Annotated in this window: 23 protein-coding genes, 1 tRNA gene and 1 other RNA gene; 10 read left to right on the forward strand and 15 right to left on the reverse strand. The window is 73.3% G+C overall.

Going from position 1 to position 22,556, the window contains the following annotated elements; translation table 11 throughout:
- Positions 1-12 precede the first annotated feature (12 nt).
- The 3 genes from SOY78_RS07775 to mptB (SOY78_RS07785) all read right to left on the reverse strand — a co-directional run bounded on the left by SOY78_RS07775 (position 13) and on the right by mptB (SOY78_RS07785) (position 4,774).
- Complete coding sequence (locus SOY78_RS07775; protein WP_324701398.1) at positions 13-1,398, reverse strand: glycosyltransferase family 87 protein; 1,386 nt, start codon at positions 1,396-1,398, stop codon at positions 13-15.
- Positions 1,395-2,972 carry a polyprenol phosphomannose-dependent alpha 1,6 mannosyltransferase MptB gene (gene mptB, locus SOY78_RS07780; RefSeq protein WP_324701399.1) on the reverse strand — a complete coding sequence of 526 codons (1,578 nt, stop codon included), beginning with the start codon at positions 2,970-2,972 and terminating at the stop codon, positions 1,395-1,397. Before mptB (SOY78_RS07780) ends, SOY78_RS07775 begins: the two co-directional genes overlap by 4 nt.
- A gap of 146 nt (positions 2,973-3,118) precedes the next feature.
- Positions 3,119-4,774, reverse strand: coding sequence for a polyprenol phosphomannose-dependent alpha 1,6 mannosyltransferase MptB (mptB, locus tag SOY78_RS07785; protein WP_036384881.1), 1,656 nt, complete (start codon positions 4,772-4,774; stop codon positions 3,119-3,121).
- Positions 4,775-4,864: 90 nt separating this feature from the next.
- Between mptB (SOY78_RS07785) and orn the strand changes: the two genes are divergently transcribed.
- Both orn and SOY78_RS07795 read left to right on the forward strand, forming a co-directional pair.
- On the forward strand, positions 4,865-5,491 hold the full coding sequence (orn, locus tag SOY78_RS07790; RefSeq protein ID WP_036384868.1) for an oligoribonuclease: 627 nt from the start codon (positions 4,865-4,867) through the stop codon (positions 5,489-5,491).
- Positions 5,492-5,594: 103 nt separating this feature from the next.
- Positions 5,595-5,670, forward strand: a tRNA-His gene (locus SOY78_RS07795).
- 19 nt (positions 5,671-5,689) lie between these two features.
- On the opposite strand, the gene SOY78_RS11780 is transcribed toward SOY78_RS07795, so the two are convergent.
- The 4 genes from SOY78_RS11780 to SOY78_RS07810 all read right to left on the reverse strand — a co-directional run bounded on the left by SOY78_RS11780 (position 5,690) and on the right by SOY78_RS07810 (position 8,237).
- Positions 5,690-6,532 (reverse strand): DUF3263 domain-containing protein, encoded by an 843-nt coding sequence (locus tag SOY78_RS11780; protein WP_396824291.1) that lies wholly within the window; start codon positions 6,530-6,532, stop codon positions 5,690-5,692.
- Between the two features lie 83 nt (positions 6,533-6,615).
- Positions 6,616-6,822, reverse strand: coding sequence for a hypothetical protein (locus tag SOY78_RS07800; RefSeq protein ID WP_036384866.1), 207 nt, complete (start codon positions 6,820-6,822; stop codon positions 6,616-6,618).
- A 61-nt stretch (positions 6,823-6,883) separates the two neighbouring features.
- On the reverse strand, positions 6,884-7,330 hold the full coding sequence (locus SOY78_RS07805) for a hypothetical protein (protein ID WP_036384865.1): 447 nt from the start codon (positions 7,328-7,330) through the stop codon (positions 6,884-6,886).
- Positions 7,331-7,736: 406 nt separating this feature from the next.
- Complete coding sequence (locus SOY78_RS07810) at positions 7,737-8,237, reverse strand: hypothetical protein (protein WP_052007140.1); 501 nt, start codon at positions 8,235-8,237, stop codon at positions 7,737-7,739.
- Between the two features lie 208 nt (positions 8,238-8,445).
- Here SOY78_RS07810 and SOY78_RS07815 point away from each other — a divergent pair, with 208 nt between their 5' ends.
- Positions 8,446-8,751: an antibiotic biosynthesis monooxygenase family protein gene (locus SOY78_RS07815; protein WP_010078879.1), complete on the forward strand. Its 306-nt coding sequence runs from the start codon at positions 8,446-8,448 to the stop codon at positions 8,749-8,751.
- On the opposite strand, the gene SOY78_RS07820 is transcribed toward SOY78_RS07815, so the two are convergent.
- Positions 8,667-10,661 carry a heavy metal translocating P-type ATPase gene (locus tag SOY78_RS07820; protein ID WP_268738490.1) on the reverse strand — a complete coding sequence of 665 codons (1,995 nt, stop codon included), beginning with the start codon at positions 10,659-10,661 and terminating at the stop codon, positions 8,667-8,669. The genes SOY78_RS07815 and SOY78_RS07820 overlap by 85 nt on opposite strands.
- A gap of 32 nt (positions 10,662-10,693) precedes the next feature.
- Positions 10,694-10,921: a heavy-metal-associated domain-containing protein gene (locus SOY78_RS07825; RefSeq protein ID WP_036381311.1), complete on the reverse strand. Its 228-nt coding sequence runs from the start codon at positions 10,919-10,921 to the stop codon at positions 10,694-10,696.
- A gap of 162 nt (positions 10,922-11,083) precedes the next feature.
- On the opposite strand from SOY78_RS07825, the gene SOY78_RS07830 reads away from it, so the two are divergent.
- Both SOY78_RS07830 and def read left to right on the forward strand, forming a co-directional pair.
- Positions 11,084-11,785, forward strand: coding sequence for a Crp/Fnr family transcriptional regulator (locus SOY78_RS07830; RefSeq protein WP_235186465.1), 702 nt, complete (start codon positions 11,084-11,086; stop codon positions 11,783-11,785).
- Positions 11,786-11,879: 94 nt separating this feature from the next.
- Positions 11,880-12,512 (forward strand): peptide deformylase, encoded by a 633-nt coding sequence (def, locus tag SOY78_RS07835; RefSeq protein WP_324701400.1) that lies wholly within the window; start codon positions 11,880-11,882, stop codon positions 12,510-12,512.
- A gap of 82 nt (positions 12,513-12,594) precedes the next feature.
- On the opposite strand, the gene SOY78_RS07840 is transcribed toward def, so the two are convergent.
- Positions 12,595-14,040, reverse strand: a complete 1,446-nt coding sequence (locus tag SOY78_RS07840; RefSeq protein ID WP_036381309.1) for a glyceraldehyde-3-phosphate dehydrogenase — start codon at positions 14,038-14,040, stop codon at positions 12,595-12,597.
- A gap of 144 nt (positions 14,041-14,184) precedes the next feature.
- On the opposite strand from SOY78_RS07840, the gene rnpB reads away from it, so the two are divergent.
- An RNA gene (gene rnpB / locus SOY78_RS07845) (RNase P RNA component class A) lies at positions 14,185-14,563 on the forward strand.
- A 21-nt stretch (positions 14,564-14,584) separates the two neighbouring features.
- Here rnpB and SOY78_RS07850 read toward each other — a convergent pair.
- A complete protein-coding gene (locus SOY78_RS07850) occupies positions 14,585-14,899 on the reverse strand; it encodes a hypothetical protein (RefSeq protein ID WP_036381307.1) in 315 nt (104 codons plus the stop codon).
- Positions 14,900-15,019: 120 nt separating this feature from the next.
- Between SOY78_RS07850 and SOY78_RS07855 the strand changes: the two genes are divergently transcribed.
- Entirely contained in the window at positions 15,020-15,817 is a 798-nt protein-coding gene (locus tag SOY78_RS07855) for a YaaA family protein (RefSeq protein ID WP_036381305.1), read from the forward strand.
- A gap of 34 nt (positions 15,818-15,851) precedes the next feature.
- Here the strand turns inward: SOY78_RS07855 and SOY78_RS07860 are convergent, their stop codons facing one another.
- From SOY78_RS07860 to SOY78_RS07870, 3 genes are all read right to left on the reverse strand, one after another.
- The gene (locus SOY78_RS07860; RefSeq protein WP_036381302.1) at positions 15,852-16,862 is read right to left on the reverse strand and encodes a reverse transcriptase-like protein; all 1,011 of its coding nucleotides are present in this window, start codon (positions 16,860-16,862) and stop codon (positions 15,852-15,854) included.
- Between the two features lie 81 nt (positions 16,863-16,943).
- Positions 16,944-17,678: a zinc ribbon domain-containing protein gene (locus SOY78_RS07865; RefSeq protein WP_036381299.1), complete on the reverse strand. Its 735-nt coding sequence runs from the start codon at positions 17,676-17,678 to the stop codon at positions 16,944-16,946.
- Positions 17,675-18,604 (reverse strand): Nif3-like dinuclear metal center hexameric protein, encoded by a 930-nt coding sequence (locus tag SOY78_RS07870; RefSeq protein WP_036381326.1) that lies wholly within the window; start codon positions 18,602-18,604, stop codon positions 17,675-17,677. The genes SOY78_RS07865 and SOY78_RS07870 overlap by 4 nt, the downstream gene beginning before the upstream one ends.
- A gap of 113 nt (positions 18,605-18,717) precedes the next feature.
- Here SOY78_RS07870 and msrA point away from each other — a divergent pair, with 113 nt between their 5' ends.
- From msrA to epsC, 3 genes are all read left to right on the forward strand, one after another.
- The gene (msrA, locus tag SOY78_RS07875; protein ID WP_036312770.1) at positions 18,718-19,299 is read left to right on the forward strand and encodes a peptide-methionine (S)-S-oxide reductase MsrA; all 582 of its coding nucleotides are present in this window, start codon (positions 18,718-18,720) and stop codon (positions 19,297-19,299) included.
- Between the two features lie 85 nt (positions 19,300-19,384).
- Positions 19,385-20,320, forward strand: coding sequence for a cysteine synthase A (gene cysK / locus SOY78_RS07880; protein ID WP_002856838.1), 936 nt, complete (start codon positions 19,385-19,387; stop codon positions 20,318-20,320).
- A gap of 43 nt (positions 20,321-20,363) precedes the next feature.
- Positions 20,364-20,951 (forward strand): serine O-acetyltransferase EpsC, encoded by a 588-nt coding sequence (gene epsC, locus SOY78_RS07885; RefSeq protein ID WP_145951556.1) that lies wholly within the window; start codon positions 20,364-20,366, stop codon positions 20,949-20,951.
- A 19-nt stretch (positions 20,952-20,970) separates the two neighbouring features.
- Here epsC and gndA read toward each other — a convergent pair whose 3' ends face one another.
- Entirely contained in the window at positions 20,971-22,533 is a 1,563-nt protein-coding gene (gndA, locus tag SOY78_RS07890) for an NADP-dependent phosphogluconate dehydrogenase (protein ID WP_324701401.1), read from the reverse strand.
- Positions 22,534-22,556: the final 23 nt, after the last annotated feature.

Consider the following 22,556-nt stretch of genomic DNA (forward strand, 5'->3'; position numbering starts at 1 on the left):
CCCGCTCCGCCGTCAGCGGCCCGCGGACTCGCCGAGTGGCTGCAGGCCGCGTCCGGCCGGGGGCAGGAGCAGTCGGTCACGGGCACCGGTGAAGACGCCGGCGTGCGGGTCCTCCGCCACCCCCGGGGCGATCTCGGGGGCCCCCTGGTCGAGGGCGGTGCGGCGCACCGGGTCGCGGACGGGGTCCAGGATGTCCTTGACCACCGTGGTCATGAGCCACACGAGGGCGACGATGTGCGCCACGATGCCCGAGGCATACCAGGCGGTGATCCACCAGGCGCCGCCGGCGAACGCCCCGTCGGAGGTGATGCGCGCCGACTCCATCCACACCCCGCCCCAGTGGTAGACCTCCACGGCCTGCCAGACCCAGAACGCGCGCCACCGCGGCGTCGCGAGGACCACGAGCGGGATCAGCCACATCACGAACTGCGGCGAGTACACCTTCCCCCACAGGATGAAGGACGCCACGATCAGGAAGCACAGCTGGGCCATGCGCGGACGGTGCCGCGCCGCGAGGGCGAGGTAGGCGATCCCCGCGCAGCACACCAGGAACAGGCCGTTCTGAAGCGTCGTGAACGTCTCCCCGGACCATCCTGTCCAGGCTAGCGCCAGCCAGGTCGAGGAGAAGGAGACCGCGCGGTCCCCCGAGAACGTGTAGAAGCGCGACCACTGGTCGAACGCCGTCAGCATGAACGGGAGGTTCACCGCGAGCCAGGCCGCGGCCCCGGCCAGGGCCGCCTTCACGAACCCGGCCCAGCGGCCCGTGCGCAGCGCCAGCACGAAGATCGCGCCGAAGAAGAACAGCGGGTAGAGCTTCGTGGCGGTGCCGAGCCCGATGAGCAGGCCGGCGAGTGTCGGACGGCCCGCCGTCCACGCCCACAGGGCCAGGGCGGCCAGCATCACGGCCCACAGGTCCCAGTTGAGCATCGAGGTCAGGATGATCCCCGGGGCCAGGGCCACGAGCAGGGCGTCCCGGGAGCGACCGCGGGCGGTGTACGCGGTCGCGACGACCAGCACGATCCAGCAGAGCACCACGCCGATCGCGTTCACGTCGAAGTAGGTCACGGTGCGCTCGTGCAGGTCGCCGGAGGCGGGCACGAGCCACATGGTCACGCCCGCGATCACGGCCAGCAACGCCGGGTACTCCATCCACTGCTCGGGCGGCAGCGGCGTGTAGAAGGGGAAGTGGCCGTCGGAGAGGCCGCGCGTGGGGAACAGCTGGGCGAAGTCCGAATAGCACATGTGCGCGTGCACGCCGGGGGCCGCCCAGCCGTTCACGCGGCACCACTGCTTGGTCAGCACGCCGACGGCGGCGGCCACCACGGTCAGGGCGACGAGCAGGCCGACCCAGCGGGCGCTCGGGCGGGTCGGGGCGGGGCTGCGGGGGTGGGAGGTCACGGTCTCTCCTGGGGGATGCGGGTGGACGAGGAGGCGGGGTGCGCGGCGGTCGACGGCGGCCCGTCGGGCGGTGCGTCCGGCGGCACGCCTGCCTCCGGAGGCGTCTGCGATGCCGCCGTGGCCCGCGGCTCGACCACCTCCAGGGGAGGACGCCGCCGCCCGGGGAACAGGGGCGCGGTGACGGGATCGCGGTGGATGATCCATCCGATCCCCGCGAGCATCAGGACGAGGGTGAACACGCGGACGGCCAGGACGGGCAGCCACTGCGCCACGGAGAGCTGGTCCACCACGCCGACGCCGGTGAGCAGCAGCACCGCGAGCGCGGTGACCCACCCGAGCCAGCGGGGATGGTCTGCGCCCCACGGCAGCGGGCGGAGGGCGCACGCCATCAGCGGCAGGACCCAGAGCAGGTACCACGGCTGGATGATCGGGGCGGTGGCGACGGCCACCACGAGCACGGCCGCCGCGCTGAACACCGGGTCCAGGGGCCGGCGGCGCAGGGCCAGCCAGGCCGTGAAGCCGAGGGCTGCCACCGTCATCGCGGTGTAGAAGGCCGCGGCCACGTCGCGCGCCCCCAGGGGCGTCACGGCTTCGACGATCGCGCCGAGCAGCAGGCCGAGCAGGCCCACGGGGGCATACGGGAACGCCGCGTCCCCGCTCGTGAGCATGGCCGGCACCCAGCCGAACCAGAGGCCGGAGCCGGCGCCGAGGATCGTGAGGACGGCCAGGGAGATCACCGCCGTCGTGAACCAGGGGCCGAGCCGGTCCCGCCGGCGCAGGCGCGGATCGGCCGCACGGAACCGGGCCCAGCCGGTGGGCAGGAGCAGGGCCACGAAGGGCAGCACGAGGGCTGTCAGGGGCTTGATCGCGACGGACAGGGCGATCAGCACGATCCCCCACAGCGCATGCACGCGGCGGCGGGGCGGGCGGACCATGAGCAGGATGCCCGCGAGCATCAGCCCCGACATCAGCGCGTCGTTGTGCGCGCCGGCGATCATGTAGAGCAGGAACAACGGGTTCGTCACGGCCACCCACGTGGCCCACGGCCCGCAGCGGCCCGCGACGGCGGCCAGCCGCGGCACCGCCCACAGGCACAGTGCCAGGCCCGCCAGGGCGAGGAGGCGGAACGCCGTGACGGACAGTTCGATGGTGCCGCCCGTGGCCCGCCACGTCGTCTCGGCGAACAGCAGGAACAGCGGCCCGTAGGGGGACGGGGACTCGGCCCAGATGGAGTCTGCCCCCTGCATGAACCAGCCGGGCAGAGCGGACACGCCCTGGGAGTACGGGTCGAGACCCGACGCGAGGAGCCGGCCCTGCTGGAGGTAGGAGAACACATCGCGGGAGAAGATCGGCAGCGCGAGCATCAGCGGGGCGGACCACCACCAGGCGGCGTGGGCCACCAGCCGGCCGTGCTCCTCCCAGCGGCCCCGCAGCGCGCGGCCCAGCTCGAGCCAGGATCGGACGAGGAGCAGCGAGCCGGCGGCCAGCAGCACGGTGCTGAGCAGCACGCCGGGCAGGTAGACCCGCAGCGGGTTGAGCAGGGTGGTGCCGGAGAACACCGAGTCGGGCGTCATCGGCAGCCATCCCACACCCCAGGAGCCCGCCGTGATGAGCACGGACGCCCACGTGCCCCGGCGGACGGCCGCCTCCGGCTCGGGCTGCGCCGCCGCGCGGCTCGGACGGGGCCGTCGGGCGTCGGTCGTCGCGGGGGCGGCGGGCCTCACTCCCCCGGCTCCACGGGTCGAGGGGCGCCACGGAGCCGGGCCAGGCCGGCGCGCACGGCGGGGCGCACGTGCCAGTGGTCCTTCACGAACCGGCTGGTGCGGCGGTCCACGACGAGGATCCACAGCAGACACACGGCGGAGACGATCAGGGACACGGCCTTGACCTGGTCCGCGATGTCCAGGAACTGCCAGGTGAAGAGCTGGTCCGACGCGCCGAACGCCAGGAAGTAGCCGACCGTGAACACGACCCACTTGATCTGCCAGTTGTCCCGAATGCCGATCACGGCGAAGAACGGCAGCAGCCACAGCAGGTACCAGGGCTGGATGATCGGCGAGAGGATCACCAGCGCGGTGAACGCCCAGGTCATGCGCGTCATCACGCGGTCCTGGCGGCCGAGGAACATCAGGGCCAGCACGATGAGCACCGAGAGCGCGCGTCCGGCGGTCTTGTACACGCCCTCGACGGCCTGCACGTCCGCCCCCTGTCCGAGGAGCTCGCTCGCCCCCACCGTGATGAGGGACAGCATGCCGATCGGCCCCCACGGCACGGTGCCCGTGCCCGTGCCGACCATGACGGCCACCCAGCCGAAGCCGAAGCCGTTGAGCACACCCACCAGGGCCATGAGGCCGAAGGAGATCCCGGCGGTGAGGGCCCAGAAGGCGAACCGGCGCGGCCATCGGGCCGTCGGGCCGGCCCACAGCAGGCCGATGAACGGGAGCAGCACGAGGGTGATGGGCTTGATGCCCAGGGATAGGGTGACCAGCACGACGCCGGCCACCCCCCACGCGACGGACTGCCCGGGCCGCTGGGGGCGGAGCGGATGCCCGGCGCGCAGCGCGCACCACGTGCCGGCCAGGGCGAGGCCGACCATGAGGGCGTCGTTGTGCCCGGACGCGACGAAGCTGATGGTGAAGAGCGGGTTGGCGACGCTGATCCACTGCGCCCACGCATCGTTGACGCCCATCCTGCGGGCGAGCAGCGGCACGAAGACCATGATCAGCGCGACGCCGGCCACCGCCACCAGGCGGAACAGGAAGATCGCCAGGTCCGGGTTCATGTCCCCCGAGATCGCGACGACGGCCTGCTCGATCCACAGGAAGATCGGACCGTACGGGGTCTCGGAGTCCGCCCAGGTGGCGTCCGCTCCGAGCTGGAACCAGTTGGACAGCGAGGAGATCGTGTCCACGTAGGGGTCCTGCCCCGCCTCCATGAGACGGCCCTGTCCCACGTAGGCGAAGATGTCCCGGCTGAAGATCGGCAGGGCCACAACCTGGGGCAGGCACCACAGGACGGTGGCGAGGTTGACCGTGCGCAGGGCGCCGCGGCCGAAGGGGCGGATCGTCTGGCCCAGCCGCAGCCAGGCCCAGAACATCACCCAGCAGCCAAGGGTGAGGAGCACCGTGCCGGCCAGCACGCCGGTCTCCTGGGTGCGCCACGGAATCAGCCACTGCCAGCGGTTGATCGGGGAGGCCGAGGCCAGCCAGCCGACGGAGTACGAGCCCGCCACCAGGAGGAGGGAGCCGAGGGTCCCCACGAGGATGGGCCACCAGTCCGCACCGGCGACCTGGGGGTCCGTGCGGAGGCCGCCGACGCCGACGTACTCCGGCCGGTGGGCCGTGGACCCGGACGGACGCGGGGTCGACACGCTCATGCGACGGGTCCTTCCGTGCGGTCCTGCGAGGGCGCGCGAGGGCGCGGCTCGCTCGAATCTACCATCGTGACACGCGAGTAGCCTGGGGGCATGAGCGAGACGAGCACCCCCACGCCGGAGAGCGCCCCCCTGGTCTGGATCGACTGCGAGATGACCGGCCTGCACCCCCAGGTCGACGAGCTCGTCGAGGTGGCGGTGCTCATCACGGACGCCGAGTTGAACATCCTGGACGAGGGCATCGACCTGGTGATCCGTCCCTCCGAGGCGGCCCTCGAGCAGATGGACCCGTTCGTCCGGGACATGCACACCACCTCCGGCCTGCTGTCGGAGCTGGCGGAGGGCCTCGAGCTCGACGACGCCGCCGCGCGCGTGCTCGAGTACATCGCCGCCCGCGTGCCCGCCGGCAAGGGCCTGCTGGCCGGCAACACGGTGGGCCAGGACAAGCTGTTCCTCGCCCGCTACATGCCCGCCGTCGTCGACCACCTGCACTACCGGATCGTGGACGTGTCCACCGTGAAGGAGCTGGCCCGCCGCTGGTACCCGCGCGCCTACTACCAGGCCCCCGCCAAGACCGGCGGCCACCGCGCCCTCGGGGACATCAAGGACTCCATCACCGAGCTGCGCTACTACCGGGCCGCCGTCATGGCCCCCGCCCCCGGCCCCACCACGGAGGAGGCCCGCGCCATCGCGGAGGTGGTGTCCGGGGCGCAGGCCTGAGCAGGCACTCCCGGCCCTAGTGCCCCGATTCGGCGCTGCGCGGGATCTCGTGTACTGTGGACCCCGCTGCGCCGCGCGGATCCGTCCGTGTGAAGCAGGCATGGTGGGCGTAGCTCAGTCGGCAGAGCGTCTGGTTGTGGTCCAGAAGGTCGCGGGTTCAATCCCCGTCGCTCACCCCACCCGAAGCCCCCGGAATCCTTACTGGTTCCGGGGGCTTTCTCGTTCCCTCATCGTGTTCGTGGTTGCGTCCATGGTTGTGTTCGGCACCCCGCGGGGCCGGAGCGGCCTCCGCGTGAGCGACGGGACCGAGGAGAGCGAGTCATGGCAACCATCAGCACGCGCACGTCGAAGAAGGGCGTGACCACCTTCCGGGTGGGCTACTACGAGCGCGGCCGCTTCCGGCAGATGCCAGCCATGCTCTCCGAGACGGGGGCGCTCCGCATCAAGGCGATCATCGAGGACCCCGCCCAGGGCCCGGACGTCGCCCGCTCGAGGCCCACGCCGACGGCACCGAGGACGTACCCACGCTCGCCCAGTGCCTCGACCGCTACGTCTTGGCCCGCGCCGTTCACTGCAGCGAGGGCACCCTGGCCGGCTACCGCCGCGAGGCCGCCCGCACCGCGCGCCCGCGGGTCTGCCCCCCGCACGCCGCGTGACCACAGGGTAGGCGGCGGTCGCCACGGGGTCCTCGGAGAGCGTGGCCACGCACATCGCCAGCGCCGTCCCCCGCAACCTGACCAGGTGCTCAGCGGCCCGGTCACGCGCGGCCCCACAGCTGCAGCACCATGTGGTCACGAACGGACAGGTGGCCGGCGCGGCCATCCTCGCTGACCTACCCGACTGGGCGGCGTTCTCCATCGCTGTCGGCCTCTCCGTCGTCGGCATGGTCCAGCCTGGCCTTCGCTGGGCGGCCCAGAACGCGACCGTGCCGGTGGGCGACGTCGTCGAGATCCGCGAGGGCTCCGACGTCGGCGCTGGCTCCCGAACGACTAGGTGGCCGAAGGCTCGTTCGTGCGCGAACTCGGCCGCAGCCCTCGCCATCGCGTCACCGACTGACCGGCCCCACGACGAAGCGCCCCCGTCCTCCCTTCAAGGGAGTGCGGGGGCGCTCTCGTGCGTCTGGGTCAGGCCGAGCGGCGGCCGCGCCGTGTCTCGGTGGTCTCGCCAGTCTTGGAGGAGGCCAGCTTCACCAGGAGCGCGTCAGCGCGCCGGAGGGTCTCTCGCTTAGCGGCGTCGCGGACGAAGACCTTCTGCCCGCCGCGGCTATGAACGGTCACGTAGGCGCTCGAGTCGCGGGGGCGGGGCGCGTTCGACGAGAGCTGGGCAGTCATGGTGGTCACCTCCGGGTGTTGAAGACGAGTGTAGAGCCGGTGTGGATGTAACAACTAGAGGCTACTGGGTGTGACCGCGGAGCCAGGGACATCCGGTGCGCACGTTGTTGAGGAAGCCACCGCTGCGCGATTGGCGGTGCAGCCGTTTCTCCTTGGCCACCCGTCTCTCCACCTGCACGCTGTCCTGGATGATGTCGTCGACGATCCTGTCGACAACCTCCGCGAACATGGCCCGGTCTTTGTCGGAGGCCGTCTCGCTGTCGATGATGTGGCTGGCCAGGGCCATGCCGGCGTTCACGGAGGTGGTCTCTTCGGCCGTCATCAGTTCCATGGCCTTCACGGCGCGGGCCCACCAGTCCGCACGGTCGTCAGAGCGCTTCTTCTGGAGGTAGGCGAGGAAGGCAACGATGACGGCGGTGGCGGTTCCCACGGGCGCGAGGGCGGAAATCCACTGCGCCCAGATGGGGAGCGAGGAAATTGCGGACGCAGTCAGCAGGGCGAGGTGCACTGCTTCAGCATAGGGAGAAGCTGGCCTTCCGTGTCGCGGATTTACCCGTAACCGTGCCGTCCCGCCCGGGCTACGCTGGGCCTCGGCGCCGCCCGCCATCCCCTTCGTGCGGCCGCCGCCTGCCGCGGCCAATCCCGTGACCGCTGCGGCTCCCGCTCCCGCCACCTCCCCTGGTGGTGGGGCGGCTTCGATTCCGGCTCCACGCGCGGGAACCCCCGTCACCTCTCCCGAATGCAACCCTGGTAGCCCCCGTCCACCGAACACGACCTGTTCAAACCGGGGCGCGTGGCCCACCGTCCCGCATGATTCAGCCAGGCCGGGGCGTGTCCAGCCGGGTTCAATCCTCGTCCCTCATCCCACTCGAAGCCCCCGGAATCATGCGGATTCCGGGGGCTTCTTCGTGTGCTCAGGGGTTCCCGGACGCCCGCCGCAGCCGCAGCGCGCCGATGAATCCGAGCACGAGGAACACGGCCGCGATGAGCAGTGCCCAGCGCGCCGCGTCGGCGAAGCCGGCCGTGAGCGCGTCGACGGCGGCCCCGTGTGCTCCTCGAGCGGGCCGCGCTCGCCCTGCGCCCGCAGCTGCGGGATCGTGGTGCCGGCCGAGCCCCGCGTGGCTGAGGCGAGCGAGTCGGCCGCCGGACCGGTGAGGCCGGCGTCGTCCAGGGCCGCGGGGAGCGCGGCGGCGAGGGCGATGGACAGGGTGGCCCCGGCGAACGCGGTGCCCAGGGCCGAGCCAACCTGAGGTGTCCGGGCCCAGGAGCAGGGCGAGCACCACGACCCCGGCCACTTCCAGGCCCCGCCCGATCAGCATGGTGCCCGGGGCGCTGAACCGAGCCGCCAGGTGACGGGCCACGGCGCCCGAGAGGAACGCGCCCGCGGCCTGGACGGCCCGGGCCCCAATCAGCATGCCCCCGCTCGAGGCGCCCGCCGCGAGGAGGCTGCCTCGAGCAGGGCCGCCCGGGGTCCCCCGCGGCCGGTTCCACGGCTCAGCTTCACAGGGCTGACGCCGCCGGGCGTCAACCGTTCGACGGATCCCCGGTCCGCCGCCGGGCGTAGAGTCGGCCGGTGAGGGCGTCGACCCGACGCCGCACCCACACCGACGAGGAGGCCTGCCCATGTCCGTCGTGAAGATCAACGCCATCAGCGTCCCCGAGGGCGCCGGCCCGGAACTCGAGAAGCGGTTCGCTGCCCGCAAGCACGCGGTGGACCAGGAGCCGGGCTTCGAGGGCTTCCAGCTGCTCCGGCCCACCGCGGGCGAGGACCGCTACTTCGTGGTCACGACGTGGGCGTCGGAGGAGGACTTCCAGCGCTGGCGGGACGGGCGCATGCCCGCCGCTCACGCCGCCGAGCAGGGCGGCCGCCCGGCGCCGGTCGCCACGGGCGCCGACCTGCTCGAGTTCGAGGTCGTGGACCTGGGCTGACCCGGGCGCCGCAGCAGGCGCATCGCGTTCACGATGACCAGCAGCACGGACGCCTCGTGCACGAGCATGCCGACGGCCATCGTGACGCCGCCGGCGAAGACGCCGGCCAGCAGGGCCACGACGGTCACGAGGGAGATCGCGGTGTTCTGCCGCATCACCCGCACCGTGCGCCGGGCCAGATCGAGCGCCTGCGGCAGCCGCTCGAGCCGGTCGCCCATCAGGGCGATGTCCGCGGTCTCGATGGCCACACCGGAGCCGGCCGCGCCCATGGCCACGCCGATGTCCGCCGTCGCCAGGGCCGGGGCGTCGTTGACGCCGTCACCGACCATCGCGACGACGCGGCCCTCGGCCTGCAGGGCCTCGATCGCCTCGAGCTTGTCCTGAGGCAGCAGGCCCGCCCGTACGTCGTCGACGCCCACCTGCCGGGCCACGGCCTGCGCGACGCCGGGCTGGTCGCCGGTCAGCATCACAACCTCGCGGACGCCGATCCCGTGCAGCGCCCGGATCATGCCCGCGGCCTCGGACCGGAGGGTGTCTGCGATGGCGAGGACGCCGAGCGGGATGCCGTCGACGACGACCGCCACCGGGGTCCGGCCCGCCTCCGCGAGCTCGGCCGCGACGGTCTCGACCCGGTCGGTCGCGGCCGGATCCACGCCGCGCTCGCGCAGCAGCGCCACGTTGCCCACGGCGACGACACGGCCGTCCACCTCTCCGGTGAGCCCGCGGCCGAGGACGACGTCCACATCGGTGGCCAGCGGGCCGTCCAGCAGGCCGCGGTCCCGGCCCGCCGCGACGACCGGCGCGGCCAACGGGTGGTCCGAGGCCGCCTCGAGCCGTGCGGCCCAGCGCAGCACCTCGTCCTCGGCCCCGGGCTCGAACGCGACGACGTCTGTCAGCTCGGGGGTGCCCGAGGTGAGTGTGCCGGTCTTGTCGACGGCGACGGCGTCGACCTTCGCGGAGCGCTCGAGGAACTCCCCTCCCTTGATGAGCACGCCGTCCTTGGCGCCGCGGCCGATCCCCGCCACGATCGCGACCGGGATGGAGATCACGAGGGCGCCCGGGCAGCCGATGACCAGCAGGGTCAGGGCCAGGGGGACGTCCCGCGTGATCAGACCGGTCGCGAAGGCCAGCACCATGATCGCCGGGGTGTACCAGCGGGAGAAGCGGTCCATGAACCGCTGGGTCCGAGCGCGGGCCTCCTGCGCCGCCTCGACGCGGTGGATGATGCGCGCCAGCGTGGTGTCGGCGCCCACGCCCCGCGCCTCCACCTGCAGCAGGCCTGCCGTGGCCACGGTGCCCGCGTACACGGCGTCGCCGTCGGTCTTCTCCGCCGGGATGGACTCGCCCGTGATGGATGCCTCGTCCACGGCGCCGACCCCGGTGAGCACCACGCCGTCCACCGGCACCCGGGCGCCGGCCTTGACGAGGACGGTCGCGCCGGGGGCCACCTCGTGGGCGGGCACGGTGCGCTGCGTCCCGTCTGCGTCCACGACGACGGCGGTCTCGGGCGCCGTGGACACGAGGTCCGCGAGCGCCGAGCGAGTCTGAGACAGGGTCGCGTCCTCGAGGCCGTGGCCGAGGGCGAAGAGGAAGGTCACGGCGGCGGCCTCCCAGAAATTGCCGAGCAGTGACGCGCCGATCGCGGCGGTGGCGACGAGCAGGTCGATGCCGACGGTCTTCACCCGCAGGGCGGCGATCGCGTCGCGCGCGATCGGCAGGCCGGCCACGACGGCGGCGGCGAGCATCAGGCCCGCCGCCACGAGGTGTCCGGTCCCGTGGGCCAGCTGCTCGGGCGCCAGCACGAGTGAGACGGCGATCAGCAGGCCGGCCACCACGGGGCGCCGCCAGCGGCGGGACAACGTGAGCCGGGCACGGGTGCGGCCCGGACGTGTGACGGCGGGGGTGGGCATGGCGGGCTCCGTTCGTCGGGGGCGGGGCGGTGTCAGAAGGCCGACGGCCGGGCGGTGTAGCCGACCTTGGCGACGGCCTCGACGAGGTCCTGGGCAGTGGTGGTCTGCGGGTCGTGGTCGACCTCGATGCGCTGGGTCTCGAAGTGGACCTGCGCGCCGGTCACGCCGGGCAGGGCGTCGAGGGCCTTCTCGATCTTCCGGACGCACGAGGGGCAGCTGAAGCCCTCGGCGCGGAGCAGGGTGTGCGTGGTGGGGGTCATGGTCACTCCTGTGGGTCGTCACCGGCGCGGCCGCCGATGAGGCTGAGCGGACGGGCGGGTGCCCGGTCCGATCCCCGGCCTCCGGGGATGTCACTGACGCTACGAAGGGGACGGCGGGCCCGCCTTGACCGCGGTCAAGCCGCCGTGTGGGAGGCTGATGGCGTGCGTATCGACCTGCCCCTCATCCCCGTGGATGAACCAGAGCCGTGCGCGGCCCGGGTCCCGCTGTTCACCGGGCTGGATCTGGAGCAGCTGCGCCGGGTCTCCGCCCTGGCGCGGCCGCTCGTGCTCGAGGCCGGCGATGCCCTGCACCTGGCCGGTGACCGCACGGACCGCCTGTGCGTCGTGCACAGCGGCCGCCTGGCGCTGACGCTCGGCTCAGCGACCGGCCGGGAACGCGTGGTGCGGATGGTCGAGCCCGGGGACTCCGTGGGCGAGCACGAGTTCCTCACGGGCGAGCCGGCCCGGCACGGGGCGCGCGCCGTGGCCGCGACCCGCCTGTGCACCTTCTCCCACGCCGAGGTCGCCCGACTCCTGGCCGAGCATCCGGGCATCGGGGGACGCGTGATGCGGACGCTGGCCGTCCGCCTGGCCGAGGCTGAACAACGGCTGGCCCGGGAGCGTCAGCCTGTCACCGCACGGATCGCCGGACATCTGCTCGGCCTGCCGGCCCTCCGGGACGAGGCCGACCTCGTCGTGGTGCTGGCCGCGCCGAAGAAGGACGTCGCCTCGCTGCTGGGCACCACCCCCGAGGCGTTCAGCCGCGGGCTGCGCCGCCTCGCCGACGACGGCCTGATCGCCATGGCGGGCCCGCGGGTGGCGCTGCTGGACCCGGAGGCGCTGGAGGCCCTCGCCGCGGAATGACGGCCGTCGTCGTGGTGTCCCCGGCGGTAGGCTGGGGACTCCCCCGTCCCCCCACCCACGCAGGCCCGCAGCCCGGGCCGGGAAGCGCAGTGCCATGGCCTCCATCCGTCCCATCACCGTCTACGGCGAGCCCGTGCTGCACCGGCGCGCGGCCGAGGTGGAGGTGATCGACGACGAGATCCGCGAGCTGATCGAGGACATGTACGTGACGCAGGACGCCGCGCACGGCGTGGGCCTGGCCGCCCCGCAGGTCGGGGTCGGGCTGCGGATCTTCACGTGGACGTTCCCGGACTCCGGCGACGCGCCGAACGTGGGCCACGTGATCAACCCCGTGCTGACGCACCTGGACAAGGCGCCGCGGGAGGAGCCTCACCCGGACGAGCACACCGAGGGCTGCCTCTCGGTGCCCGGGCTCGGCTTCCCCCTGCAGCGCCCGACCCGCGTGCGCCTGTCCGGCCAGCGCGTGGACGGCGAGATGTTCGAGTTCGAGGCCGAGGGCTGGTTCGCGCGCATCATGCAGCACGAGTACGACCACCTCAACGGCACCCTCTACGTCAACCGGCTCGAGGGCAAGTGGCAGCGGCGCTGGAAGCGCGCGCAGCGGGCCGAGCGTCTGAACGTGCCCGGTGTGACGTGGCTGCCCGGCACGGACGAGGACCCCTTCGGCCACGACGCCGACAACCACGAACACGGCCCTGACGGCGAGCACGGGGACGACGAGGCCTGAGCCTCGGCCCGACGTCCGGCCCGGTCGGCACACGACGACGGCCCGTCCCCTCTGCGGGGACGGGCCGTCGGTCATCGGCGGGTCAGGCCTGCGGGAAGGCGGGAATCTGCTGGCCCGCCATCTTCTCCACCACGCGGATCACCTGGTGCGAGTAGCCATACTCGTTGTCGTACCAGACGTAGAGAATGGCGTTCTTGCCGTCGTTGTTCACGAGGGTCGCCAGGCCGTCCACGACGCCGGCGCGGTCCGAGCCGACGAAGTCGGTGGACACGACCTCCGGGGAGTCCACGTAGCCGACCTGGCCGCGCAGGGGGCCGGTGAGGGACTCCTGCTTCAGGCGGGCGTTGAGCTCCTCCACCGAGGTGGGCGTGGTCAGTTCCAGGTTCAGGATGGCCATGGACACGTCCGGGGTGGGGACGCGGATGGCGTTGCCGGAGAGCTTGCCCTTGAGCTCGGGCAGGGCCTTGGCCACGGCCTTGGCGGCGCCGGTCTCGGTGAGCACCATGTTCATGCCGGCGGCACGGCCACGACGGGCGCCCTTGTGGAAGTTGTCCACGAGGTTCTGGTCGTTGGTGTAGGCGTGCACGGTCTCCACGTGGCCGTGGTCGATGCCGTAGTCGTCCTGGATGACCTTGAGCACCGGGGTGATGCCGTTGGTGGTGCAGGAGGCCGCCGAGATGATGGTGTCCTCGGGCGTGATGTCGTCCGAGTTCACGCCGAACACGATGTTCTTCATCTCGCCCTTGCCCGGGGCGGTGAGCAGGACCTTCGCGGCGCCCTTGGCCTGCAGGTGCTGGGACAGGCCCTCGTCGTCGCGCCAGCGTCCGGTGTTGTCGACGACCAGCGCGTCCTTGATGCCGTAGGAGGTGTAGTCCACCGTGGTCGGGTCGTTCGAGTAGATGACCTGGATCTCGGTGCCGTTGGCGGTGATCACGCCGCGGTCCTCGTCCACCACGATCGTCCCGTCGAACGGGCCGTGGATCGAGTCGCGGCGCAGCAGGGAGGCGCGCTTGATCAGGTCGTCCTCCGAGTTCTTGCGCACGACGACGGCACGCAGGCGCAGCTTGGAGCCACCGCCGGCGTGGTCGAGGAGGATGCGGGCCAGCAGGCGGCCGATGCGACCGAAGCCGTAGAGCACGACGTCCTGGGTCTCGCCCAGGCCCTCACCGGCCTTGCCCTTGACCTCGGCGAGCTCGGCGTCCAGGAAGGCCTGGACGTCCTGGCCCGAGGCCTTCTGCTTGGCGGCCAGCTCGGCCAGGTCGATGGTGGCGGCGCCCAGGTCCATCGCAGCCATGGCCTCGACCAGCGGGTAGGTGGACTCGACGCTCAGCGGAGCCTGCTGCACGCGGCGGGCGTAGCGGTGGGCCTTGATGATGTCGATCACGCCGCGGTTCACGAGGGAGCGCCCGTAGATCGAGGTGACCACGTTGTGCTCGCGGTACAGGGTGCCCAGCAGGGGGACCATCTTCTCCGCGAGCTTCTGCTGCGTGTTCCACTCGGGGGTCTGGGTCGAGGCGGTGTCTGCCACGGGAGTCCTTCCTTGAAACCTGGCGGGGCCGTCCTGGGCAGGCCCCATCCCCCGACCTCGTTGTCGGCGGGCGCCTCCATTCTAGGCGAGGACGCGTCCGCAGCGGCCCCGCGGCCTCGGCGGGGCGTAGACTGGTCGGTCGGGACGGATCGGCGGACGGCCGCGTGCCCCTGCGGGGGTGCGAGGAAAGTCCGGGCACCGCAGAGCAGGATGGTGGACAACATCCACCCGGGGCGACCCGCGGGCCAGTGCCACAGAGAGAAGACCGCCTCCGCGCCGTGTGCGCGGCGGTAAGGGTGAAAGGGTGGTGTAAGAGACCACCAGCGGCCCCGGTGACGGGGCCGGCTCGGTAAACCCCATCCGGTGCAAGGCCGAACAGGACGCGTCACGAGGGCTGCTCGCCCCAGCGTCCGGGTTGGCCGCTCGAGCCCGTCAGCGATGGCGGGCCCAGATGGATGGCCGTCACCTCGCGCGGGGCAACGCGCGCGAGGCACAGAACCCGGCTTACAGCCGGTCCGTCCCGCCTCACGGCCCCCGGCTGGGGTCAGAACCCCTCGTCGTCGAGGATCCGCTCGAACTCGAGCTCCACCACGTGCTCGCGCTCCCGCTTGTCCAGCAGCCGGTACCCGTACGACTCGCCGATCGAGACGACCTTCGCCAGGCTCGGGCGTCGCCGGTCCCGGGGCCATTCGAGCGTCACGCGGTCCTGCCCCGTGAAGGTGCGCTCCCGCAGGCGGTGCTCCAGAGCGGAGGCGTGCGTGCGCTCCCGCCCGCTGGAGCGGACCCCGAGCCACACGGCGGCCGCGATCACGAGCAGGACGAACGGGTACACCACACCGAACACGTTCATGGCGGTCATCGGGCGACTCCTGGGATGCGGGGCGGCTGTGCGGACCCCACCACTGTGCCAGGTCCGGACGACGACGTCGGCCCGGCCCGTCCGCGCGTCGGTCCGGGGGCGCCTGGCTAGGCTGGCCCGGTGCTGATCCTGCTGCCGCCCTCCGAGGGCAAGACCGCACCCTGCTCCGGGGCCCCGCTCGACCTCGACTCCCTCGCCCTGGCCGACGACGCCGCGGTGACGGGCGCCCGCGCGGACCTGCTCACGCGGCTCGCCGCGGTCTCGGCCGCCCCGGATGCCCTGACAACCCTCGGCGTCGGAGCGTCGCTCGCCGGCGAGGTCGAGGCGAACACGCGCCTGGCCGTCGCCCCCGCCGCGCCCGGTCACCGGGTGTTCACGGGCGTGCTCTTCGACGCGCTCGACCACGCCTCGCTGTCGGCGGCGGCGAAGCGCCGCGCCCGCTTGTCCGTGCTGGTCTTCTCCGCGCTGTTCGGCGCCACCGCGCTGGCGGACCGGATCCCCGCCTTCCGGCTGCCCGTCAGCGCGAAGCTGCCCGGGCTGCCCGGGCTGGCCGCGCACTGGCGCCCCGTCCTGACCCCCGCCCTCGACGCGCTCGCCGCACGGGACGGCGGGCCCGTCGTCGACTGCCGCTCCGGAGGCTACGCGGCCCAGTGGCGGGCACCGGCGGAGCGGACCCTCGCGGTCGACGTGTTCCAGCTGCGCGACGGCGAGCGGACCGTCGTCTCGCACTTCGCCAAGCACACCCGCGGCCTCGTGGCCCGCGCGCTCCTGGAGGCGGGGGCGCGGGAGACCTCGACGCTGGACCGCGTCGCGGACGTGGTCGCGCGGGCCGGGGACGGCCCCGGCTGGGAGGTCGAGCTGGCCCGGCCGTCCGGCGGCAAGCCCGGCGCGCTGCGGGTGATCCTGCCCGAGGGATGATCCCGGGCGAGGCGCGGTCTGCCCGGACGCGGCCTCAGTCCTCGACGGCCACCAGCTCCACCTCGAAGCCGTCCGCGGTCTCGAGGTAGGCGGCGTAGTGGTCCGCTCCCCCGGCGTGCGGGTGGCGGTCCTCGAAGAGCAGACGGAACCCCCGGCCGCGCGCGGCGGCGGTGAGCTCGTCCACGCGGGTGCGCGATCCGGCCCGGAAGGCCAGGTGGTTCAGTCCCGGGCGGGTGCGCTCGTGGGCGCCCGCGGCGACGTCGGGCCCGGCCTCGAGCACGAGGTACTCCCCCGCCCCCTGGTACGTCCGGCCCTCGGCCCACCCCTCGCCGGGCACGTAGCCGAGCTCGCCGAACAGCCAGCCGAGGCTCGCCTCGGCCGCCGCGAGGTCGGCGACCCAGATCTCCACGTGATGCAGCCGTCCCGTGGGCGCGGGCACCGGGGTCGCATCCTCCGGCGAGGCGACGGCGTCGGGCCCGTCCGCCTCCGCGGCCCGGACGTCCGCGTCGGCCTCGAGGCCGGACCCGGCCACCGCCGACGCGGAGGTCGTGGACGCCTCCGCGGCGGTCGACCCCGCGGCCGCGGGGGCCGCGACCGGCACCTCGGACGCGCCCGCGTCCCATTGGCCGCCCCGCGCGCCGGCGTCCATGGCCTCGTTGGAGAGGCGGTCGGCGTCCTTGTTCCGGTTGCGCGGGATCCACTCGTAGCTGACGCGCTCGGGGGGCAGCACGGCCCGGGCCTCGGCCGCGAGGCGCCGCATGTCGTCGTGCTTGATCTTCCACCGCCCGGACATCTGCTCCACCACGAGCTTGGAGTCCATCAGCACGTGCACCCGGGCCTCCGGGTCGAGGTCCCGGGCCATCCGCAGCCCGGCCACGAGCCCGGAGTACTCGGCCACGTTGTTGGACGCCTTCCCCAGCGGAGCGGCGTCGGTCCGGAGGATCTCGCCTGTGGCCGGGTCGCGCACCAGGGCGCCGTAGCCGGCGACGCCGGGGTTGCCCCGCGACCCGCCGTCGGCCTCCACCTGCAGGACTCGTCCGCTCACCGTGCGCCTCCTCGTGTCCGTGGTCGCGCCGTCCGACGCGGCCCCCCACTCTACTGACCGCGCCGGGGGCGGGGCCCGGGGTCAGTCCCGGATGAGGATGGCGCCGGACTCGGGGCAGCGGGCGACGGCGGCCGGCGGGAGGGCCCGGATGCGCGCGACCTCCGCCGGTGACAGCTCCGTGCCCGCGGCCGCGGACCGGTTCCCGACGAGCCGGGCCGCGCCGATGCCGCCGTTGCGCTCCCGCGCCTGCTCGTACAGGGCCAGCAACGACGCGGGGAACTCCGCGGCCAACGCCGCCCGGCGCTGGGTGAGGTCCCGGCCACGCTGGGTCACGGCCTGCCCCTCGCGGCGCACCTCCGCCGCGCGGGCCTCGACCTCGGCCCGTGCCTGCTCCAGAGCGGCGTGGCCCTTCGCGAGCCGGGACTCGGCGGCGTCGGCGGCCTCCATGGCCTCGAGCGCCGCGGCCTCGTGGTCATCGAGCAGTGCGGTGAGCGTGTCGTCCTCGTGCTGCATGGCCTGCAGCTCCTTGGACCCGCCCTGGCCCGCTTCGAGCCGCTCCCGGGTCCGGTCCCGACGGGCGCGGGTGGCGGCGGCCTTCTCGGTGGCCTCGGCCCCCGCCCGGTCGGCGGTGCGGGCGGCATCCTCGAGGCCGGGCAACGCCTCCTCGAGTTCCAGCGCGCGGGCGCGCAGCCGGGCGTGCTCCGGGTCTGCCTTGAGCCGACGGACGGCGGCGCGGGCCTGGTCCAGGGCCGTGTCGAGCTCCTGCAGCTCCAGCAGCCGGGCCTGGACGGCCGGCGGTGCGGTGACCTCACTCATGCGTGACTCCCCTCGTCGGCCCGCTCTCCCCCGACCAGGAAGTCCCAGGGGTCGCTGCGGTGATCTGAGAACAGGGTGGTGACGCCCAGTCCCCGCTCCGCCAGGGCGGCCTCCAGGGCGCGGGCGCCGTGCTCGAGCCATAGGGACTCGCTCGCCCAGTGCGAGACGTCCACGAGCGCGGGACGTCCCTCCCCCGGCGCGGCCGTCTCCCGGGCCTCCGAGGCCGGGTGGTGGCGCAGATCGGCGGTGACGTAGACGTCCGCGCCGGACGCGCGGACCGCGTCGAAGAGGCTGTCTCCGGCACCGCCGCACACGGCGACGCGGCGGATGCGCTGGGCGGGATCGCCCGCCACGCGCACGCCGCCGGCCGTGGCGGGCAACGCCGCGTGCACGGCCCGGGCGAAGGCGGCCAGGTCGGTCTCCTCGGGCAGGTCGCCCACCCGGCCGATGCCTTCGGCCCCGGTGCCGGCGGCAGAGGTCGTCAGGGGCGAGAGCGCCCCGGTGACGCCGACGGCACGGGCCAGCACGTCCGAGACGCCGTCCACGACGGCGTCGGCGTTGGTGTGCGCGGCGAGCAGGGCGATGCGGTGCTCGATCAGGGTGTGCAGCAGGCGGCCCTTCGCGGCGGCGGCGTGTCCGACGGCGGCGACGGACGAGGTCCCGCGCAGCAGGAGCGGGTGGTGGGTGACCACGAGGTCGGCCCCGCGGGCGACGGCCTCGTCGGCCACGGCCTGCACGGGATCCAGCGCCCACAGGACGGTCCGCACCGGCGACTCCGGGCGCCCGGCCACCGGCCCGACGGCGTCCCACGGCTCCGCCAGCTCCCGCGGCCACAGCCCCTGGACGACCTCGAGGACCTGCCCGAGCGTCGGCGGGGCCAGGGCATGCACCGGCGAGGCGGGGACGGCGGGGCGGGACACGGTCATACCGGCCATGATGGCCCACCCGGCCCGGGCGCGCACGCCCCGGCGGCCCTGGGTGAGGCCACGGGGCGGCGTCGTCGGGAATGAAAAGCGCGGGCCGCGTTGCTGTGCCTGCCATGACCGACTCCCCCCGTACCGAGCCCCTCGGCGCCTCCGACGCGCCCGCCGACGTCCGCGAGCTGACGCTCGCCGGCGGCTGCTTCTGGTGCCTCGACGCCGTCTACCGTCGCGTGCGGGGCGTGCTCGCCGTCGAGTCCGGCTACACCGGAGGCGACGACCCCGCCCCGAGCTACGAGTCCGTGTGCACCGGGACCACCGGCCATGCCGAAGCGGTCCGCGTGCGCTTCGACGCCGCCGTCGTGCCGCCCGAGGTGATCATGGACCTGTTCTTCACCGGCCACGACCCCACGTCGTTGAACCGCCAGGGGGCCGACGTCGGCACCCAGTACCGATCGGCCGTCTTCGCCCACGACGAGGCCGAGGCCCGGTTCTTCGCGGACGAGATCGCCCGGGCACAGGCGAACTATGACAGCCCCATCGTCACACGCGTCGAGCCGGCGTCCGCGTGGCACCCGGCCGAAGACATCCACCAGGACTTCTATGCGCGGCGCCGTTCCAACGGATACTGCCGTGTGGTCATCGATCCGAAGCTCGCGAAGGTGCGCCGGAACTACTCCGCGTGGCTCGTGGACGCCTGAGCGCCGCCGCGGCTCGATAGCCTGACGCAGGAACACCCACTAGATCGCCCGCGCCCCGAGGCGCACCACCACCGGAGGTATCACCATGGCCCGCATCCTTGACGACATCACCCAGGCGGTCGGCAACACGCCCCTGGTCCGGCTGAACCGCCTCGCGAAGGACCTGCCCGGCGACGTCGCCGTGAAGGTCGAGTTCTACAACCCGGCCAACTCGGTGAAGGACCGCATCGGCACCGCCATCGTCGACGCCGCGGAGGCGGCCGGCGAGCTGACCCCCGGCGGCACCATCGTGGAGGGCACCTCCGGCAACACCGGCATCGCCCTGGCCATGGTCGGCGCGGCACGCGGCTACCGCGTGATCCTGACCATGCCCGAGACCATGTCCACCGAGCGCCGCGTGATGCTCAAGGCGTTCGGCGCCGAGATCGTGCTGACCCCCGGTGCAGACGGCATGCGCGGGGCCCTCGAGCGCGCCCAGGAGATCGTCCGCAGCACCCCGAACTCCATCTGGGCCCAGCAGTTCGCGAACCAGGCCAACATCCAGGCCCACTACACGGGCACCGGCCCGGAGATCTGGGACGCGTCCGAGGGTGCCGTGGACGTGTTCATCGCCGGCGTCGGCACCGGCGGCACCATCACGGGCGCGGGCCGGTACCTGCGCGAGCAGAAGCCGGACGTGAAGCTCATCGCCGTCGAGCCGGCCGACTCCCCCATCCTCTCCGGCGGCCAGGCCGGCCCGCACAAGATCCAGGGCATCGGCGCGAACTTCGTGCCGGAGATCCTGGACACCGACCTCTACGACGAGGTCTACCCGGCCACCTTCGAGGAGTCCATCGAGACCGCCCGTCGGCTCGGGACCGAGGAGGGCATCCTGGGCGGCATCTCCACCGGCGCGATCATCTCGGCCGCCCTCAAGGAGGCCGCCAAGCCCGAGTCCGAGGGCAAGCTGATCGTCGCCATCGTGTGTGACTTCGGCGAGCGCTACATCTCCACCGCCCTCTTCGAGGACATCCGCGGCTGACCGCCGCCCGCTCACCGACCGCACCGACCCGAAGGGGCCGCCCGTGGGACTGTTCTCCCGCATCAAGGAAGACATCGCGACCGTCCGCAGCCATGACCCAGCGGCGCGCGGTGACCTCGAGGTGGCCCTCGTCTACTCGGGTCTGCACGCCGTGTGGGCGCACCGCGTCGCGCACCGGATGTGGCGGCATGACCGGCTGAAGATGCCCGCCCGCGTGCTCTCGCAGGTCACGCGGGCGGCCACGGGCATCGAGATCCACCCCGGCGCGTCGATCGGTCGTCGGTTCTTCATCGACCACGGCATGGGCGTCGTGATCGGCGAGACCGCGGAGATCGGCGACGACGTGATGCTGTACCACGGGGTCACCCTCGGCGGCCGCTCCCTGGCCAAGGTGAAGCGGCACCCCACGCTGCGCGACGGCGTCGTGGTGGGGGCCGGCGCCAAGATCCTCGGACCCGTCGAGATCGGGGAGGGAACGGCGGTGGGCGCCAACGCCGTCGTCGTGAAGGACACCCCCGCCGACGCGATCGCCACCGGCGTGCCGGCCACCATCCGACCGCGCAAGGGCCCGTCCGAGGGCAAGCCGCTCGTGGACCCCGCGGAGTACGTGGACCCGGCCCTCTGGATCTGAGGGCCGGGTCCACGCCGGGTCAGTCCTGCGTGGGGTCGCCCTCGGTCGGCTGCGGCATGACGACGGGCACGCCCTCGCCGTCCACCTCGGTGCGGTCGCCGGACCACAGCGTGTGGAAGGAACCTTCGCGATCGACGCGCAGGTAGGTGTGGGCGCCGAAGTAGTCGCGCTGGCCCTGCACGAGGGCGGCCGGCAGGCGGTCGGCCCGCAGGCCGTCGTAGTACGCCAGGGCCGAGGAGAACACCGGCACCGGCACGCCCGCGGCGACGGCGGTGCCGACCACGCGGCGCCAGGCCGGCAGGGCCTCGGCGATCGCCTGGGCGAACTCGGGGGCGAAGAGCAGGTTGAGCGGCTGGCCGGGGGCGCGGGTGCCCGGCGCCGGGTGGCGGGAGGTGTCGCGGCCGCCGAAGGCCTGCATGATCACGTCGAGCAGGTCGGCGCGGATGATGCAGCCGTCCCGCCACAGCGAGGCGATGGTGCCCAGGTCCAGCGACCAGCCGTACTCCTCGGCGGCGGCGGCGAGCATGTCCATGCCCTGCGCGTAGGCCACGAGCTTGGAGGCGAACAGCGCCTGGCGCACGTCCTCCACGAACGTGTCCGTGTCCTGCGGGGCGCGCTGCGCCTCCTCGTCGACGCCGGCCGCGAGGGTCTCACGGGCGACCTGGCGCACCGCGCGCTGAGAGGACAGCGAGCGGGCGAAGACGGACTCGGCGATCGCGGCCACCGGGGAGCCGACGTCGAGACCCGAGATCGCGGTCCAGCGGCCGGTGCCCTTCTGCCCGGCCTCGTCCACGATCACGTCCACGAGCGGGCGGCCCGTGGCCGCGTCCACCTGCGCGAGCACCTCGGCCGTGATCTCGATGAGGTAGGAGGCCAGGTCGGTCTGGTTCCACGCCGTGAACACCTCGGCCTGCTCGGCGGGCTCGAGGCCGCCCACACGGCGCAGCAGGTCGTAGGCCTCGCCGATGACCTGCATGTCCGCGTACTCGATGCCGTTGTGGACCATCTTCACGTAGTGGCCGGCGCCGTCCGTGCCGACCCAGGCGCAGCACGGCTCCCCCTCAAACTGCGCGGCGATCTTCTCGAGCATCGGGCCGAGGGCCTCGTAGGACTTCTCCGGACCGCCGGGCATGATCGCCGGACCGTGCAGGGCACCCTCCTCGCCGCCGGAGACACCGACGCCCACGAAGTGCAGGCCCTTCTCGGCGAGGGCCGCCTCGCGGCGGCGGGTGTCCTCGAAATGGGAGTTGCCGGCGTCGATGACGATGTCGCCCTCGTCCAGCAGGGGGACGAGTTGGTCGATGACGGCGTCCACGGGGGCGCCCGCCTTGACCATGATGAGCACCCGGCGCGGCACGGCGAGGGACTGCACGAGCTCGGCGAGCGTCTCCGTCGCCACGAACGCGCCCTCGTCACCGTGCTCGGCCACGAGCTGGTCCGTGCGGGCCCGGCTGCGGTTGTGCAGGGCCACCGTGTAGCCGTGGCGGGCGAAGTTGCGCGCGAGGTTCGCGCCCATCACCGCCAGGCCCGTGACGCCGATGTCGGCGGCGCCGACGGGGACGGTGGTGGTCTGCTCGGTCATCGCGGGGGCCTCCTGTGGCTCGG

The organism is Micrococcus sp. HOU01 (genome assembly GCF_035609305.1).
In the GTDB taxonomy this organism is placed as follows: domain Bacteria; phylum Actinomycetota; class Actinomycetes; order Actinomycetales; family Micrococcaceae; genus Micrococcus; species Micrococcus luteus.